This is a genomic window from Sphingomonas sp. EU05-FHT14C10 (assembly GCF_058790595.1).
Window position 1 is genome coordinate 62166 of the sequence record NZ_JBYTEN010000013.1, and the last position, 15212, is coordinate 77377.

At 65.8% G+C, this 15212-nt stretch carries 14 protein-coding genes; 9 read left to right on the top strand and 5 right to left on the bottom strand.

Features of this window, described 5'->3' with window-relative positions:
* Window positions 1-12: 12 nt before the first annotated feature.
* The 8 genes from tehA to AC3WT0_RS13565 all read left to right on the top strand — a co-directional run bounded on the left by tehA (window position 13) and on the right by AC3WT0_RS13565 (window position 6918).
* Window positions 13-993, top strand: coding sequence for a dicarboxylate transporter/tellurite-resistance protein TehA (gene tehA, locus AC3WT0_RS13530; RefSeq protein ID WP_492753924.1), 981 nt, complete (start codon window positions 13-15; stop codon window positions 991-993).
* Window positions 994-1015: 22 nt separating this feature from the next.
* Window positions 1016-1312 carry a putative quinol monooxygenase gene (locus AC3WT0_RS13535; protein ID WP_492753925.1) on the top strand — a complete coding sequence of 99 codons (297 nt, stop codon included), beginning with the start codon at window positions 1016-1018 and terminating at the stop codon, window positions 1310-1312.
* A 410-nt stretch (window positions 1313-1722) separates the two neighbouring features.
* A complete protein-coding gene (locus AC3WT0_RS13540; protein WP_492753926.1) occupies window positions 1723-2232 on the top strand; it encodes a Csu type fimbrial protein in 510 nt (169 codons plus the stop codon).
* Window positions 2233-2244: 12 nt separating this feature from the next.
* Complete coding sequence (locus AC3WT0_RS13545; protein ID WP_492753927.1) at window positions 2245-2781, top strand: Csu type fimbrial protein; 537 nt, start codon at window positions 2245-2247, stop codon at window positions 2779-2781.
* 32 nt (window positions 2782-2813) lie between these two features.
* Entirely contained in the window at window positions 2814-3539 is a 726-nt protein-coding gene (locus tag AC3WT0_RS13550) for a fimbrial biogenesis chaperone (protein ID WP_492753928.1), read from the top strand.
* Between the two features lie 56 nt (window positions 3540-3595).
* A complete protein-coding gene (locus AC3WT0_RS13555) occupies window positions 3596-4915 on the top strand; it encodes a fimbria/pilus outer membrane usher protein (RefSeq protein WP_492753929.1) in 1320 nt (439 codons plus the stop codon).
* Window positions 4916-4936: 21 nt separating this feature from the next.
* Window positions 4937-5926 (top strand): fimbria/pilus outer membrane usher protein, encoded by a 990-nt coding sequence (locus AC3WT0_RS13560; RefSeq protein ID WP_492753930.1) that lies wholly within the window; start codon window positions 4937-4939, stop codon window positions 5924-5926.
* Complete coding sequence (locus AC3WT0_RS13565) at window positions 5917-6918, top strand: Csu type fimbrial protein (RefSeq protein WP_492753931.1); 1002 nt, start codon at window positions 5917-5919, stop codon at window positions 6916-6918. Before AC3WT0_RS13560 ends, AC3WT0_RS13565 begins: the two co-directional genes overlap by 10 nt.
* A 25-nt stretch (window positions 6919-6943) precedes the next feature.
* Here AC3WT0_RS13565 and AC3WT0_RS13570 read toward each other — a convergent pair whose 3' ends face one another.
* From AC3WT0_RS13570 to AC3WT0_RS13585, 4 genes are all read right to left on the bottom strand, one after another.
* A complete protein-coding gene (locus AC3WT0_RS13570; protein WP_492753932.1) occupies window positions 6944-7606 on the bottom strand; it encodes an MOSC domain-containing protein in 663 nt (220 codons plus the stop codon).
* A 91-nt stretch (window positions 7607-7697) separates the two neighbouring features.
* On the bottom strand, window positions 7698-8402 hold the full coding sequence (locus AC3WT0_RS13575; RefSeq protein WP_492753933.1) for a LemA family protein: 705 nt from the start codon (window positions 8400-8402) through the stop codon (window positions 7698-7700).
* A 38-nt stretch (window positions 8403-8440) separates the two neighbouring features.
* The gene (locus AC3WT0_RS13580; protein WP_492753934.1) at window positions 8441-9193 is read right to left on the bottom strand and encodes a hypothetical protein; all 753 of its coding nucleotides are present in this window, start codon (window positions 9191-9193) and stop codon (window positions 8441-8443) included.
* Complete coding sequence (locus tag AC3WT0_RS13585) at window positions 9193-10131, bottom strand: hypothetical protein (protein ID WP_492753935.1); 939 nt, start codon at window positions 10129-10131, stop codon at window positions 9193-9195. The genes AC3WT0_RS13580 and AC3WT0_RS13585 overlap by 1 nt, the downstream gene beginning before the upstream one ends.
* A 207-nt stretch (window positions 10132-10338) precedes the next feature.
* Here AC3WT0_RS13585 and AC3WT0_RS13590 point away from each other — a divergent pair, with 207 nt between their 5' ends.
* Window positions 10339-13065, top strand: a complete 2727-nt coding sequence (locus AC3WT0_RS13590) for a protein kinase domain-containing protein (RefSeq protein WP_492753936.1) — start codon at window positions 10339-10341, stop codon at window positions 13063-13065.
* A 44-nt stretch (window positions 13066-13109) separates the two neighbouring features.
* On the opposite strand, the gene AC3WT0_RS13595 is transcribed toward AC3WT0_RS13590, so the two are convergent.
* Entirely contained in the window at window positions 13110-15149 is a 2040-nt protein-coding gene (locus tag AC3WT0_RS13595; RefSeq protein ID WP_492753937.1) for an amidohydrolase family protein, read from the bottom strand.
* Between the last annotated feature and the right edge of the window lie 63 nt (window positions 15150-15212).

Consider the following 15212-nt stretch of genomic DNA (forward strand, 5'->3'; position numbering starts at 1 on the left):
GGCGCGATCGCCATGGTGATGCGTTTGAGCTTCCCCATCGTGCCGGCCGCCTTCTTCGGTATCGTGCTCGGTCTCGCCGGGCTCGCCAGCGCTTGGCGCGCCGCACATGCCGCCTGGGGCCTTCCAGGGGCGGTCGGAGAGATCATGATGGCGGCCGCACTGATCATATGGTTGGTCGTGGCGACGCTCTATGCGCTCAAATGGTCGTTCGCGCGCGAAGCCGCCCGCGCAGAGGTCGCGCATCCGATACAGTGCTGCTTCGTCGGGCTTGCCGGCGTCGCGACGATGCTTGTGGCGGGCGGTTTGGCGCCATGGTCGTCGACGCTCGCGCTTGTGCTCTATCTGCCCGGTGCGGCTTTCACGATCGGGTTCGCCGTGTGGCGGACAGGCGGGCTGTGGCGGGGCGGACGGGACCCCGCGCAGACGACCGCCGTGCTTTACTTGCCCAGCGTCGCGGGGAGTTTCGTCGCCGCCGCGGCGGGCAGCGCGCTCGGCTTTGCTGATGCCGGCACGTTTCTGTTCGGCATGGGCTTTTTCGGATGGCTGGCGATCGAGTCAGTATTGCTCCATCGCCTTCTGACCGCTCCCGCGCTTGCTGCCGTACTGCGGCCGACTTTGGGTATCCAGTTGGCCCCGCCGGTCGTCGGCGCGGTCGCGCTGATCGCGGTTGCGCCCACTTCGCCAGCCGTCCTTGTCCACGCCATGATCGGCTATGGCCTGCTTCAGGCGCTCATCCTGTTGAGGTTGTTGCCGTGGCTCATAGAGGAGCCGTTCGCGCCGTCCTGGTGGGCCTTCACGTTCGGCGCGACGGCGCTGGCGATAGCGCCGGTGCGCCTGGTCGTACTCGGCGACGCCGGGGTCGTGCGCTATCTTGCGCCGGTGCTGTTCGGCTTTGCGAATTTGGTCGTGCTGGGCGTTGCCGCAGGTTCGATCGTCCGCATCGTTCAAGGTCAATTCCTTCCGGCGCCGATTGTTGCGCCGGCGATGCGATAGCCGCAGAGGGAGGATGCCGCCGATGACAGGCGCAGTGAAGACCATCGCGGTTCTCAGTGCTCACCCGGGCAGGGTCGACGCATTGCGCCTGCTGCTCGAGGATCTGGTCGGGCCAAGCAGGGCGGAACCTGGCAATCTGCGCTATGATTTATGGGCCGATCCAACGGTGCCTGGGCGCTTCGTACTTGACGAGCTTTATGTCGACCAGGCTGCGGTCGCGGCGCATCGAGCCACCCGCCACTTCCAAAACTATCTCGTCCATATCGGCGACCTGGGGGAGCGCGTCGCCTGGACGCTCGATCCAATCGACGTCGGCTGATCGCAGCCGCCTCGCATGACTCTCAAGCTATTCCGCAGGGCGGCCTAGGGTTTCCGCCCGCCACCGCTCGGCAGTATGTGTCGCGCAATCCCCGACGAGAAACCGCAGGCCATAGGTAAGCGGCTCGGATCAAGCCGTTCACTTAGGTGGAGTCCGCACCCGGCGAGGGTCATGGTGCAATCTTGCGCAAATCGCTCCGGCTATGGACGAGGAGCAGTGATCGCAATCATCGTGATAGAATCGGCAAAGGAATCTATTTAATCCAATGTGGATCGTTTTAACATGCGCATCCAACAAATTTACAATTGGGAAATATGTGAGGGGTAATTTCGCAATAATATATAGTTCCTCTTACGTGTGAAATTAAAACGGGAGATGATATGTTTCGTCTTTCTGGAATCGCCCTTCTGATGTTGTCTTCTGCGATACCGCAGGCAATATCCGCGCAGATCACCGGTTCGATCGACGCAACGATCAATTTAACGACCGGATGCATCATCAACGGGCAGTCTGCCGATGACGGCGCTACGGGCGTCGACTTCGGGACCATCGATTTCGGTACACACAATACTTTGTTCGCGACCGCAGACGGCGAAGTATCCGGTGGGACGACCGGCATCGCGGTCCAATGCAGCCCGGGCGTGGTTCCGACGCTCAGCTTCGGCGCGGGGCAGCATGACGGGCAGGGCAGCGGCGCTGGAAATCGCGCCATGGCCCACACGAGCAGCGCGGGCCAATATGTCAATTACGGCCTCTATTCGGACGCCGGGCGCAATACGTTGATCGCCATCAACGGCAGCCTCGGTCTCGCCAGCGACGGGAGCGCGCAGACGGTGCGGGTCTATGGCCGCGCATTCGGCGCGACGGGGCTCGTCTCCGGCACTTATACCGACAGCGTCCTGGTGACGCTCGCCTTTTGAGGGGCAGGCGCGATGGGCCGCATTGGAGCGATCGGAATTCGGTTGGTGGCGGCAGGCGCGCTTGGCCTCGCGAATGTCGGAGCCAGGGCGGAGACGAGCGCCAATTTCCAGGTCGGCGCGACGGTGGAATCGGGATGCCTGATCGAGGGACCCGGCGCTTCCGGAGGCAATTTCGGTACGCTCGACTTCGGATCCGCATCGGCACTGTCCACCGAGACGCGGACGGCGACGCTGGCGAACGCCGCGACGCTCACCTTGCGCTGCACGCCGCAGACCATGCTGTCGATGACGATCGACGCCGGCCAGCACGTCGGCGGCGGCCTCCGCCATCTGCAGCGCGGCAGCGATGTGGCCAGCCGCATCGTCTATGCGCTGTGCAGCGACGCCGCATGCGTCCAGCCGATTCTGATTGCCCAGCCCGTCGCCATCGCCGTGACCACCGCGAATGCCGATGACGTGAGGCTGCCGATTTTCGGCCGTCTCACATTGCCCGGCAACCTCCCGGCGGGTCTCTACGCGGATACGCTTACGCTGGTCTTGAGCTGGTAGATGCGATGGCGCGCCTACGCATAATCTGCGCATTGTCCATCGCCGCGGCGATCGGCGACATGTCGGCAGCCCTTGGGCAATCGGGGCCGGTGCTCATCTGGCCGATCGATCCGCTGATCCCAAGCCAGGAGCGGGCGGCAGCCCTGTGGCTTGAAAACCCTGGAACCTCGCCGATCCAGTTCCAGATTCGTATCTTCTCGTGGACGCAGGCGGGATTTGACGAGCATCTGGCGACCCAGTCCGAAATCATCGCCACGCCGCCGGTCGTTCGGATCGCGCCGGGGCAGAGGCAGCTTGTCCGGCTGACCAAGGCATCCGGATTTTCGCCGCAGGGCGAGCGTGCCTACCGGGTGATCATCGACGAGCTCCCGCCAGCGACTGAGCAGGCCCAGGCGGGTCCCCGCATCCGGTTCCGCATGCGTTACGCCGTTCCGCTGTTCAGCTACGGGCCGGGGCTGTCGCCCCCGGGCGCGCCGGCCCCGGCCGCCGCAGCTCCCAGGCTCAGTTGCGCGATCGTCGCGAGCGATGGCCAGCGTTTCATTGAAATCCGTAACGATGGGACGGGGCATGCGCGCCTCGTCGACGCCGGCTTTTCAAATGACCGCGAAGCGATGGCGAGAGGATTGCTGGGTTATGTCCTCGCCGGCTCGTCGATGCGCTGGCCGCTGGCGCCGGCCGGTGGAGCGGGCGTCCTGCATTTTGCCGTGAACGGAGGGGCGCAACGGTCATGCGTGTCCCCGTCGGGGCGTGTGCCGTGACGCCCATGGTGAGGGGTGTCACGGGCGCAATCGGGTGCCGGAAGCGGTGATCGGGGATGCGGGGGATCAGGCTAGGGCAAGCGGCTGGCGCCTATCTGGCGCGGATCGTTCTGCTCGCGGGTGCGGCATGGTGCCCGGCGCATGCCGCACCCAATTGTCTCGCGGACATTGCGGTTCCCGATGTTTCGGACCGGGTCGCCCGGCATCTCGCGCTTCAACTCGAGCTCGTTGTCAACGGCGTAACCTCGGGCCAGGTGATCGCCGCAGAATTGGATGGCGGGCATTTTTCGGTCATGCGCTCAGACCTTGAAGCGGCAGGCATCGCGCTGCCGGCTGGCGTGAGCGACAGGGTCCCGCTCGATATGCTGGACGGGGTGCGGGTCGACTATGACGAGCCGGGCCAGCGGCTCAATGTCGATGTCCCGCCCGCCTGGCTTCCGCACCGCGCCATCAACGCAGCCGGCCTCGATCGCGGGCGCGCCGTCAGCAGCTTCGGGCTGCTGCTGAACTATGACGCAAACATCGTCGTCGAAAATGGCGATGCGCACGAATCGGCCTGGGGGGAGGCCCGCCTGTTCGGTGGCTTCGGCCGGATCTCGCTGACCGGGGCCGCACAGCGCGGGCGGCTGACGCGCTACGACCTGAGCTGGCTCCGTTCGGACGACGAGCATATGATCACCTATGAGGCGGGAGACTTCGTGACCCGCAGCCTCGTCGGCAACCGTGCCATCCGCATGGCCGGCGTTCAGATTTCGCGCGATTTTTCGGTTCGTCCGGATGTCGTCACCTATCCCTTGCCGGCTTTTGCCGGTCAGGCCGCCCTGCCTTCGGCCGTCGACCTGTTTATCGACGGCTATCGGGCGGTGGCCGGCAATGTCGGGCCGGGCAATTTCAGCGTCGGCGCGATTCCGGGGCTGAACGGGTCGGGGGAGGCGACGCTCGCGGTTACCGATATGCTCGGTCGCCGGCTGACGACGACCATGCCATTTTATGTCGCCAACGATCTGCTTCGACCCGGCCTTGCCGACTATTCGTTCGCCCTGGGGGCATTGCGGCGCGGCTATGGCCTGCGCAGCTTTTCCTATGGCGCGGCGGCGGGCATGGCGGCGGCCCGCTATGGCCTTACCTCCTACCTTACCGCAGAAGGCTCGCTGGAAGCTGGCGACGGGCGGGTGAATGCGAGCCTGGGCGGGCAGGTCCAGCTCGGCCTCCTCGGGGTCGCGAACACCAATCTCGCCGTCAGCAGCGCTCACGGGACTATGGGATGGCGACTTACCCTGGGATATCAATATCGCACGCGCCGCCTCGGGGTGGCGGCGTCTCATGTTCGCGAGAGCCGCGATTTTGCCGATCTTGCGGATTATCCGCTCGGGTAGAATGGGCGTCGCGTCACGACGGTGGCCGCGAGCCTTTCGACCGATGCGTTCGGATCTTTCGGGGCCAGCTATGTGGAAAGCCGCCGCTGGCGTGGCGAAAAGGATTCGCTCGCCAGCGCATCCTGGTCGCTGCCCGTCAAGCGCGGCGTGGCGCTCTATGGGTCGGGGACCTACGATGTGCGCCGATCGGGATGGACCGCCGCGCTCAACCTGGTCCTGCCCTTCGGCGGCCGGCGCGGGACCGCCGCCGTCGGCATCTCGCGCGACGCGGGCGGTGGGTATGTTGAGCGGCTTGACTATGGTCGCGCCGTTCCCGGCGAGGGCGGGCTGGGCGGTAGCCTGTCGCTTGCCCGATCGTCGACGGCGGGAATGTCCGGCTCCGGGGAAATCGACTGGCGGACGCGCTCGTTCGACGTGCGCAGCGGCATTTTCGGAGAGCGCGGACGCGTCACGCCATGGGGCGGGGTCAGCGGCGCGCTGGTGCTGATGGACGGCGCCTTCGTCGCCGCCAACCGGATCGCCGACGCCTTCGTGCTAGTCAGCACCGACGGACAGGAGGGCATTCCGGTCACCTATGAAAATCAGCGCGTGGGGAAGACCGATCGCAGCGGTCATCTCCTCATTCCGTGGGTGCCGTCCTATTATGCGGCGCGCTATGCGATCAATCCGCTGGTGCTTCCGGCGGAGGTCGTCGCGCCCAAGGTCGAGGACCGGCTGTCCGTGGCCCGGGGTAGCGGCGCAATTCTTCGCTTTCCCGTGAGCGCGCCGCGCACGGCGCGCGTGACGCTGGTCGATCGCACCGGCGCCTATGTGCCGGTGGGGGCGCTCGCCTCCATGAATGGCGGCGAACCGCAAGTGGTCGGCTGGGATGGGCTGCTGTTCCTCACCGACATGCAGGACCGCAACCTCCTATCCGTCAGCCTGCCCGACGGCGGGCATTGCACCGCGCCGGTGGCGGCGCCCCCGCAGGCCGGCGGGGCGGGCCTGATCGGACCGGTGACATGCCAATGACCCGCGCGCTCGGCCTGGCGCTTGCCGCATTGATCTGGCTGTTCGCCCCGTCAGCCAGGGCGCAGACCTATGGTTCGTGCACGATTGCGGCCGCGAGCCCCAATCTCGGCTCCATAACCTCTTTCGCCGCCGCGCAGACTCTGCAGCAAGGCAGCGGGTCGAGTGGGCTCGGGTGCAGCGCGCTCTCGATCGCCACCGTGTCCTATCTCAAGGTCAGGCTCGAAAGCTCGACCTTCACCATGACCGGGCCGAGCGGAAAAACCATTCCATTCACCGTTTCCTCGACCGCAGGCGGAGCTGCGATCAACGCCGGCGCCGAAGTGGACTTTTCGAGCTTCGATCTGCTCAACCTTTTCGTCGGGCCGGGCGGGACGGTTCCGCTCTATTTCCGCACGACGCCGACGGCCGGCCTTGTCGCCGGCACCTACACCGGCACGGTTTCGCTGCGCTGGTATTTCTCCATCTGCTCGATCGGGGTCGGCGTCTGCCTCGCCTATTCGCAAAGCCCGGGGTTTGTCCGGCCCATCGCCTTCACGCCGATAAACTGGGGGGCAGGCGTTCCGGTCACCATCACGGTCACGCTCAATATCGAGAATGACTGCATGATCACCGCGCCCGATGTCGACTTCGGAACCGCGCCACTGGCGTCACGATTCAATCCTGTCACTCGCACGGTATCGGTGCGCTGCAGCGCCGGCGCCAGCTATACGGTCGGTCTGGGCAATGGCGAAAATTATGGCGGCGGCGCGCGCCGTCTGCGGCTGGGCAGCAATTTTATGCGTTACGAACTCTACAAGGGCGCGAGCGGCGTCGATCGATGGGGTGCCACCGGCGGCGAGCGGCGCAGCAGCGCTTCGGCCGACGTCAATCCGGGGACATATGACGGCAGCACGACCCAGGGCTTCGTCTATCGCGCCAGGATCGATCCGGCTCAGCCCACGCCCCCGGCCGGTCGCTATGTCGATACCATCCTCGTGGACGTCGCCTTCTAGGCCGCCAGGCATCAAGGCCGGGGCGCTAGACGCGCTTTCCGCCCGCCATGCCCATCTGGTCCTGCGCCAGCTTGCGGACCCACGACGCGACCTCGGGCATCGCGGCGAGCGCGGCGATTTCCTCGATCGTCGCTTCGCTTCGGTGGATGATGGCAACCAGCCTTGAGAAACGGAACGCAGGCTGCGGGCGATCGACCAGCTGGATATCGTCTCCTGCACCAAAGGCGCCCGATTCGATTACACGATAATACCACCCCGCGCGCCCTGATCGCACCATCGCTTTGGGCAAGCGCCTGTCGCCGAAATGCAGCGCGAATTTATAGCAAGGCTGCCTTGGCTGGCAGATCTGCAGCAGCGCGCTTCCGATGCGGTGCATATCGCCGACGAAGATATCGTCCTCGGTCAGCCCGTCGATCGTCAGATTCTCGCCGAATGCACCGGGGATAAGTTTGTCGACATGTTCAGGATATTCGGATCGCCAGACGGGATAGTGGCGTAGCGCATAGCCGTAGACCGCTTTTTCCGGTCCGCCATGGACGGTGAGGTCGGCCTGTTCGTCTCCCGTCAGGCCGAGCGGCGCAACGTCGATGCGCTCCAGCACCGAATGTTTGACGAAGCCGCTCGGCACCCCGTCCGGCCCGAGCGGTGCGATCCTGCCGACCTGCAGCGAATGGAGCGTGATCGTCATCCCGCCACTTTAGGATCGGCTTCGCTGCGCATCCAGAACCAATATGGCCGGGGATCGCATTGCGCAGCGAAGCCGCTCCACCGCTTGCGCCTCAATCCTCCGCGGGTGGGGGGATGGCGGGCGGTTCCTTGGCAAGGGGCGCGCGGGCCGCCTGCGCGGCCTGCGCCGCCTGGACGGCTTCGGTCGCCTTGGTGCCGATCTGCTTGGCGGCGGTGCCCACCGACTGGCCGATCTTCGCAAACTGCGCGCGCAATATCTGGCCATCGTCGGTCGTGAACTGCGCCGACTGGTCGAGCCCCGCCTCGTCGGTCGAGAAATAGGCGGCTTCGGGGAAGCCGAGCTGGCCTGCGATCAGGACGGCGGGGAACTGGCCGCGATATTTGTTATAGGCCTCGACCTCGACATTCAGCTTCTCGCGCTTCGTCTGCAGCGATTCCTCGATCGCGTAGAGCTGCCCCATAAGCTGCTTGTAGGTTTCGTTGGCCTTCAGCTCCGGAAAGCGATCGGCGATCAGATTGACGCCGGTCATCACGTTGTTGGTCGCGCGGGCGAGACCCGCTGCGTCGGTATCGCTCTGCGTCGCGGCGGAGACCGTCAGATGTGTCAGCTTTTCATGGTCGCCATAGCCTTTGCAGACGTCGATGAGCTGATTGACCAGCGTCGCACGCTTGCGCAACTCGCCGACGAGGTTGGATTGCGCGCGCTTCACGGCCTCGGCATATTGGCGAAGGCCGTTGTAGAGGCGGATCATGAAAAAGCCTGCGACGAGCAGGATGAAAATCAGAAGATAGAGCATGTGCGTTACTCCCCAATGTGCCGGGAAGGCCGACCGGCCTATGGCGCGCCCACGACTTCAACAGTGGCGATCTTGGCGCCGTTGCCGTTGGGCATGATGTCGTAGCTCTGGACATCGGCCTCGATAACGCCGTTGCCCGAGCTTGGCCGTGCGGAGACGATCTTGAGCCGCGCGACGACGCTGGCCCCGCCGAAATTATAGCTGCCGCGCATCAGCGCCTCGGCGCGGTCGGCCGGCAGCTTCCAGATCGCAGCAGCCTCGGCGTTGCGGATCCGCAGCCGGACATCCTCGCCAAAGTCGCGGAACGGATAATAGGCGTCCGGGCTGAAGCTGCCGACGATCAGGCCGCCGCGCGCCGGATCATAGGCCCGAATACCGGCATCGGTGCGCAGTGTGATGCAGCGCGTCTGTGCGACGGCCGCATATTGCGCCTGGATCTGCTCATTCGCCTTCTTCCATGCGCCTTCGGGATCGATGCTGCGATCGAATTTGTAGAGGATCGATTCCGCCCATTTGTCGAAAGCGGGAGTGATGCCCGACACGGCGTGATAGATCATCACCATGTCGCCATTCTCGACATCGGACTGGTAGTCGCTGCATTTGACGTCGGGCGTGGCGGCAGTGGGCGCAGCGCCCTGCGCCGCAGCAGACGGAATCGCCTCCGCAGCCGCAGCGGACGCCCCGCCGGTCTGCGCGCCTTCGACAGCATTGCCGGATTCAGCGTTCTTTGAGGAGCATGCGGCGAGTGCAACGGCGAGAGCGGTCGCCGCGCAAAGGGAGTGCGTGCGCATCAGAAATCTCCTCCCTTCGCGTTCTTCGCAGCTTCCGATGTCTGCCCGGCAAGGACGGCGTCGCGTTCCTGCTCGAAGCGATGCTGCTGATAGTCCCAGAGCTTCGCTGGATCGAAGATCGCGACGGTGACGGAGCGCGCGAGCTGAAGGCTTTGCGTCGGGCTGATCGCGGCGACGATCGTTCGTCCGCAATCAGGCCCCCAGTTGAGGCTCTCGTTGGTGGCGCTGATCGCATATTTGCAGCGATTGATGCGGTCGCGGTCGAATGGCTGGACCGGTTTGCCGTCGGGGGTCTGCAGCCAATAGAGGTTCCGTCCGTCGCCATCGGTGGTGGTCGGCTGGCCATATTTGGCGGTCAGCGCCTCGACCTGGCTCTGGATCGTGGGCTGCTCGCCTTCCTTGAAAGGTTGCGTCCGCCACATGCCATAGACGATCTCCTTTCCCGGCATGCCGTCGGCGACGAATTTCCAGATCGACTGGACGTCGTCGAGGCCCTTCGAGGGATCGAAATCGAGCGGGTTGCGGTCGTAACGCGGCTTTTCCGGATGCGTGCCGATCGCAACCAGCGCCGAGGTCCTGATCTTCAGCCCGCGGACGTCGCGCGAGAAGCTGGGTCCGAAGCCTTCGGCGAGGATCGAATCCGCTTCGTCGCCGTCGGGACACTGGGCGTGGCGGATTGCGGTGTCATAGCTGACGCCGAGCCGCAGCCCCTTTATGTCGTCGGCGGGCGCGCCTTGCGGCAGCGCGGGTATGTCGAATTTGGACGGGCAGGAAATCTCGATCTTCTTGCCGCTATAGCTCATCGCGCCGTGACGGCCTTCGCCTTCCTTCAGCGTTCGGGTCTCGGCTTGCTGGACGTTCCCCGAACCGCTGCCGCAGGCGGCGAGAAGCAGAAAGGCCGGCCCATATATTGTCCCGATGGCTGCCTGGCCGATCATGCCCCCCAGCGCCTGCGGCACGCGGCGCCGCGGGCCGGTCGGCCCACGGCTCCCCCTGGAGCTCATTGATCCTGAACGCTTATTCTGACCCATATCCCCATCCCCGCTTGCGCGTGCCTTCGATGTCATCCATTCTGGGGGAACAGGGGTCGTGATGTCCTGACGGAGTTCTGAAGGATTTCTGAAGGCCCTGCTGTGGGGGTAGGGATGAGCGCAACGACGGCCGTCAGCCGCAGGCGCCGGCGGCTTTGGCGTTTCGCGACCGCGGCATTTGACGAGGGAAACTGGGCGCTCGACGTCGGCGGCGCGGCGGTGGCGGTGGAGACGAAGCCGCTCGAGCTACTGCATGAGCTGTTGCTGCGCGCGGGTGAAGTGGTCACCAAGGACGAACTGCTCGACGCCGTATGGCCGGGCATCTCCGTGGTCGAAGCCTCGCTGCCGACGGCGATCTCGAAGCTGCGGCGCGCGCTGGACGATCGCGACAGTAGAATCATCGAGACCGTGCCACGCATCGGCTATCGGCTGGGCGTGCCCGTGATCGTCGAGGCGCTGACCGGCCCGCTCGCGCCGCGTTTCGCTTTCGCGGCCGGCGACAAGGTTCCCGGGCGCACCCAGTGGCGGCTGGTTGAGGCGCTTGGCGACAGCGGGGCCGGCGACGTCTGGCGCGCCGAGCACGAAAAGACCGGCGCGCGCCGCGTCTTCAAGTTCGCTGACGCTCCCGATCGGCTGCGCGCGTTGAAGCGCGAGGCGGCGATCGCGCGGCTGCTCATGGCCTCGCTTGGCGCCGATGGCCCGTTCGTGCCTCTGCTCGAATGGAATTTCGATGTGGCACCCTATCGGCTCGAAAGCGTGGATGGCGGCGCGAGTCTGGTCGATTGGGCGCATGCGAGCGGCGGCCTCGGCGCTATTTCGTTGCCGCGCAGGCTTGCTGTCGCGCGCGCGATAGCGCGTGCGCTGGCGACCGTTCATGGCGTCGGCGTGCTGCACAAGGATCTGAAGCCCGCCAACATCCTGATCGAGGAGCGCGACGGCGCCTTTCGTGTGCGCCTTGCCGATTTCGGCAGCGGGCTGGTCGTCGACGACGATTTGCTCGCCGCCCATGCGATCACGCCGCCCGAGGCCGACGCGATTGAGGGGGGTGGGCGATCGGGCACCGCTCTCTATCGCGCGCCCGAACTGATCGGCGATACGCTCCCCACTGCCAAGTCCGACATCTACGCGCTCGCGCTCATCCTCTTTCAGCTCGTGGCCGGCGATTTCGGACGCAGCCTTGCGCCGGGGTGGGAGAATGCGATCGACGACCCCGTGCTGCGCGCGGACATCGCGGAAGCGGCCGCCGGGGATCCCGATCGTCGTATCGCCTCGGCCGCACTGCTCGCCGACAGGCTCGACCGGCTGGACGAACGGCATGCCGAAGCGGCGGCCGTGGCTGCCCATGAAAGACAGCTGGCGTCTCTGCGCCAGACCGAGGAGCGCCGCGCCGCGCGCCGGCCCTGGATTCGGGCCGCCGCCGCTGCCGCCTGCATCGGCATATTCGCGACTTCTGGCTTTGCGCTCGTCGCCAATCGCCAGAGGACAGAAGCACAGCGACAAGGCGAAATCGCCGAAGCGAGCTATGGCTTCCTCGCCGACGATCTGCTGGGGCGCACCGATCCGGCCAAGGGACAGGCGGTGGATGAAACGCTCGCCGACGCCGTCAAGCGGGCGGCGGGGGAAATCGACCGGCGCTTCGCGAACCAGCCGCTCGTCGCGGCGCGGCTTCACGCAACGCTGGGCCGGGCCTTTCAGGAGCGCGGCGACATCGAACAGATGCGTCGGCAATTCGATGCGGCGGAGCATGGCTTTCGCGCCGCCGGTCAGCGGGACGGCGAACAGGCGACGATCGCACGGCTGACCCGGGCGCAGGCCGAAGCCGCATCAGGGCAAGAAGATGCGCTGAAACGCGCCGGCGTCATCATCGCTGCCGAACGCGCGCGTCTCGGGGCGGCGGCCGATACCGGCGCTATCGGGTTCGCTTTGGCGAAGGCCGAAGGGACGGCCAATTATTTCGGGAACCTGGCCGCGTCGGAAGCAGCCTTTGCTCGCGCGGACGCTTATGCCCGCGCGAATCCGGGGGCGGTCAGCATGCGCGAAGGTTTCCGCCTGCGCACCACGCATGCGCTCGTGCTCATGCGCCTCGGCCGGGCGGCCGAGGCCGAACGCGAGATGCGGAGCGTCGTGGCGGCGGAGAGCGCGGCATTCGGACCCGACCATCCCGATACGCTCAATGCGCGCCAGAATCTGATCAACGCGATCGTGCTGCAACATCGCAGCGCCGAAGCCGTCGCCGAGGCCGATGCGCTGCTCCCGCTGTTCGAAAAGCGCTATGGTCCCAATCACCGTCTCACGCTGGCGTTGCGTTCGGCGCGCGGCGACAGCCTCGGCGAGCTGGGGCGCTATCAGGACGCCGCGATCGACGCACGGCGCGTCTGGGAAGGCGCAAGCATCACCTCCGGTCCGCTCTCGCATCAGGCGCTGGTGGGTCATATCGATCTGGCGCTGGACGAATGTCGCGGCGGCAAGGATCTGGCTGCCGGCCTCGCCAATGCGAAGGCTGCGCTCAAGGATGCCGAGGCGGCGTTCGGCCCGGACTATCCTCTCGTCCACGCGGCGCGATATTATACGGCGGAATGCCTGATCGCGAATGGCATGCCCGATCTGGCCGCGCCGCTGCTCGATTCCTGCGACGCAACCAAGGTGGCGCAGCTGGTCGGCGATCCGCGTTGGGGCGCCAACATCGATATGGCCCGCGCACAGATCGCGGCTTCGCGGGGCGATGTGGCCGGCGGGCGCAAATTGCTCGCAAAGTCGGCATCGGCGTTCCACGATGCCTCAAAGGCCAGCTTCGAATATAAGCGCATGCAGGCGGTAGCGGCCAGACTGGGCCAATTCTAGGCGGCCCCCCGCGCCGCCTTATGCTCAAACCGGAGCCGCCCTCATCACTTCGGCATGCCGCTGAGCCCGCTTGCCTGGCGCAGCGCCTGTCCGTCGAGGCGATAGCCGTCGAGGAAAACGGTTTCGACATGACGGAGATTGCCGATGTCCTTCGAGACATCGCCGTCGACGAGGATGATGTCGGCCGTCTTGCCCGGAGCGATCGATCCGACGCGATCGGCCACGCCCGTCATCCGCGCGGGAACGATCGTCGCGGTCTGCAGCGCCTCGGCATTGGTCAGGCCGGCGATCTGGTAGAGCTGGAGCTCGCGGACCAGTTCGAGCCCATAGCCGTCGGTGCCGGCGACGATCCGTACGCCAGCCTGGTGCAGCTTGCCGACCACGCCGACCATCTTGTCGAAGCTCTTGCGGAAATCGTCGCGGGTCAGTCCATCGAACAGCGGATAGCCGCCGATCCGCCAAGCGCGCGCGACGGCGGGCGGGGCGATATCGGCGAAGGGCGCATATTCGGGCGGGATACTGGTGCCGTCGGAGGTCATCAGCGGTTCCCAGACGGTCAGCGTCGGATCGATGATCGTCTGCCGCTTGGCGAGTTCGGCGTAGAAGGCCTTCATCTCGGGGGAGTCGAGATTGACGTCCTTGCCATATTTGGCCGGCCCCTCGAGCCGCGCGGCGGTATTGGCCTTGTCGACCACCGCCTGCGGCATGACCTGCATCATGATGAAGTTGATATGGGTGATCTCGTCATAGCCCGCGCGCACGGCGTCGAGCGGGCGCATCCCGGCGGGGATGTGGCCGTGGACGTGCAGACCCTGCTTGTGCGCCTCGGCGGCGGCGGGCGCGATCCACGCCGGGTCCATCGAGGTGTAGAATTTCGCACCCCACAGCCCGGCCGCCTTGATCTTGTCGACCGCCGCGACCGCCTCCGCCGCCGACGAGACGGTGAGCGCGCCCTGCGCCGCGAGCGGATCCTTGCGGTCGATGATCACCGAGATCTTGCCGTCGGGCGCGAGCAGATCGCCCGCCGCGCGGCGCTTGTAGATGCTCAGCGCCTCGTCGATCATCGATCCGGGGCTGCGATAGTTGGTCATGCCCGTCGCGAGGTTCTGGAGCAGGTTCCAGTCGTCGCCGACATGCTGGTGCGAATCCCAGAGGCCGGGGGTCAGCGTCTTGCCGCGCCCGTCGATCAGCGTAGCGCCGGCGGGCGCCTTGATCGATCCTGCCGCGCCCACCGCGGCGACCTTGCCGTCCGCAATCAGCACGGCGCGGTTGGGTAGGTAGCGACCGCTGACCGAATCGAACATCAGCACATTGTCGATCAGCGTCGGGGTGCGGTTGGCGGGGCTGAGGAAGCGGTGAGCGATGTCGCGGACCATCGCCGCAGTCGCCTCGTCCTGAATATCCTTCAGCTTTGGCCCTACGTTCTCATAGCCCTCGGGCAGGAGCGAGACGACGCCGGCATTGCCGAAATAGCGCTTGTTGCTGTCCAGCCAGACCGGGGAGGGCGAGAAGCCATAGCCCTTGATGAAGGCGAGGCTGACCGTCTTCGGGCCTTGCGGCCCCTGAATCTCGACCGCCTGGCCAATGCTGATGCTGGCATGGCCGGTCGGCAGCAGGTCGATTCCCTTGTCGCCGGCGGCGACTAACGCGTCGATATCCTGCTCGCTTGCCAGCCAGGGGCCGCCATAGCTGTTGTAGCGCTTGCCGGCGAAAGGCGCGGAGCCCGCGTCGATCTCGGTTTTCCAATGCGCCACGCCCTGCGTGTCGACGTTGAAATCCTCGGTCGCCTCGCCCTGATCGGTATAGCCGCGAATGGCGATCAGCGTCGGCCGGCTGTCGCCGCCGAGGGTCATCACTTCATCAGTCTCGGTCACCCAGCCGCGCAGCGACATCGACATGCGATAGGCGATGCGCCCGTCAGGCATGGTCCAAGACCAGACGTCGCCATGCTTTCCGGCGGTGGAACTGATCGTATAGTGGCGCGCGCCGGCGGCGGGCGTCATCAACTGCTCTTTCGGCGTCGGCGCGGCGGCGGCCATCGAGGCAGTGGCGGCAAGCAGCGATGCAAGCATCTTCAGGCGCATGGTTCTTGTCCCTCCCAGGAGAATGGCGCGGAGACTGGCAAGCTGCGCCGCCCGGCGCAACAG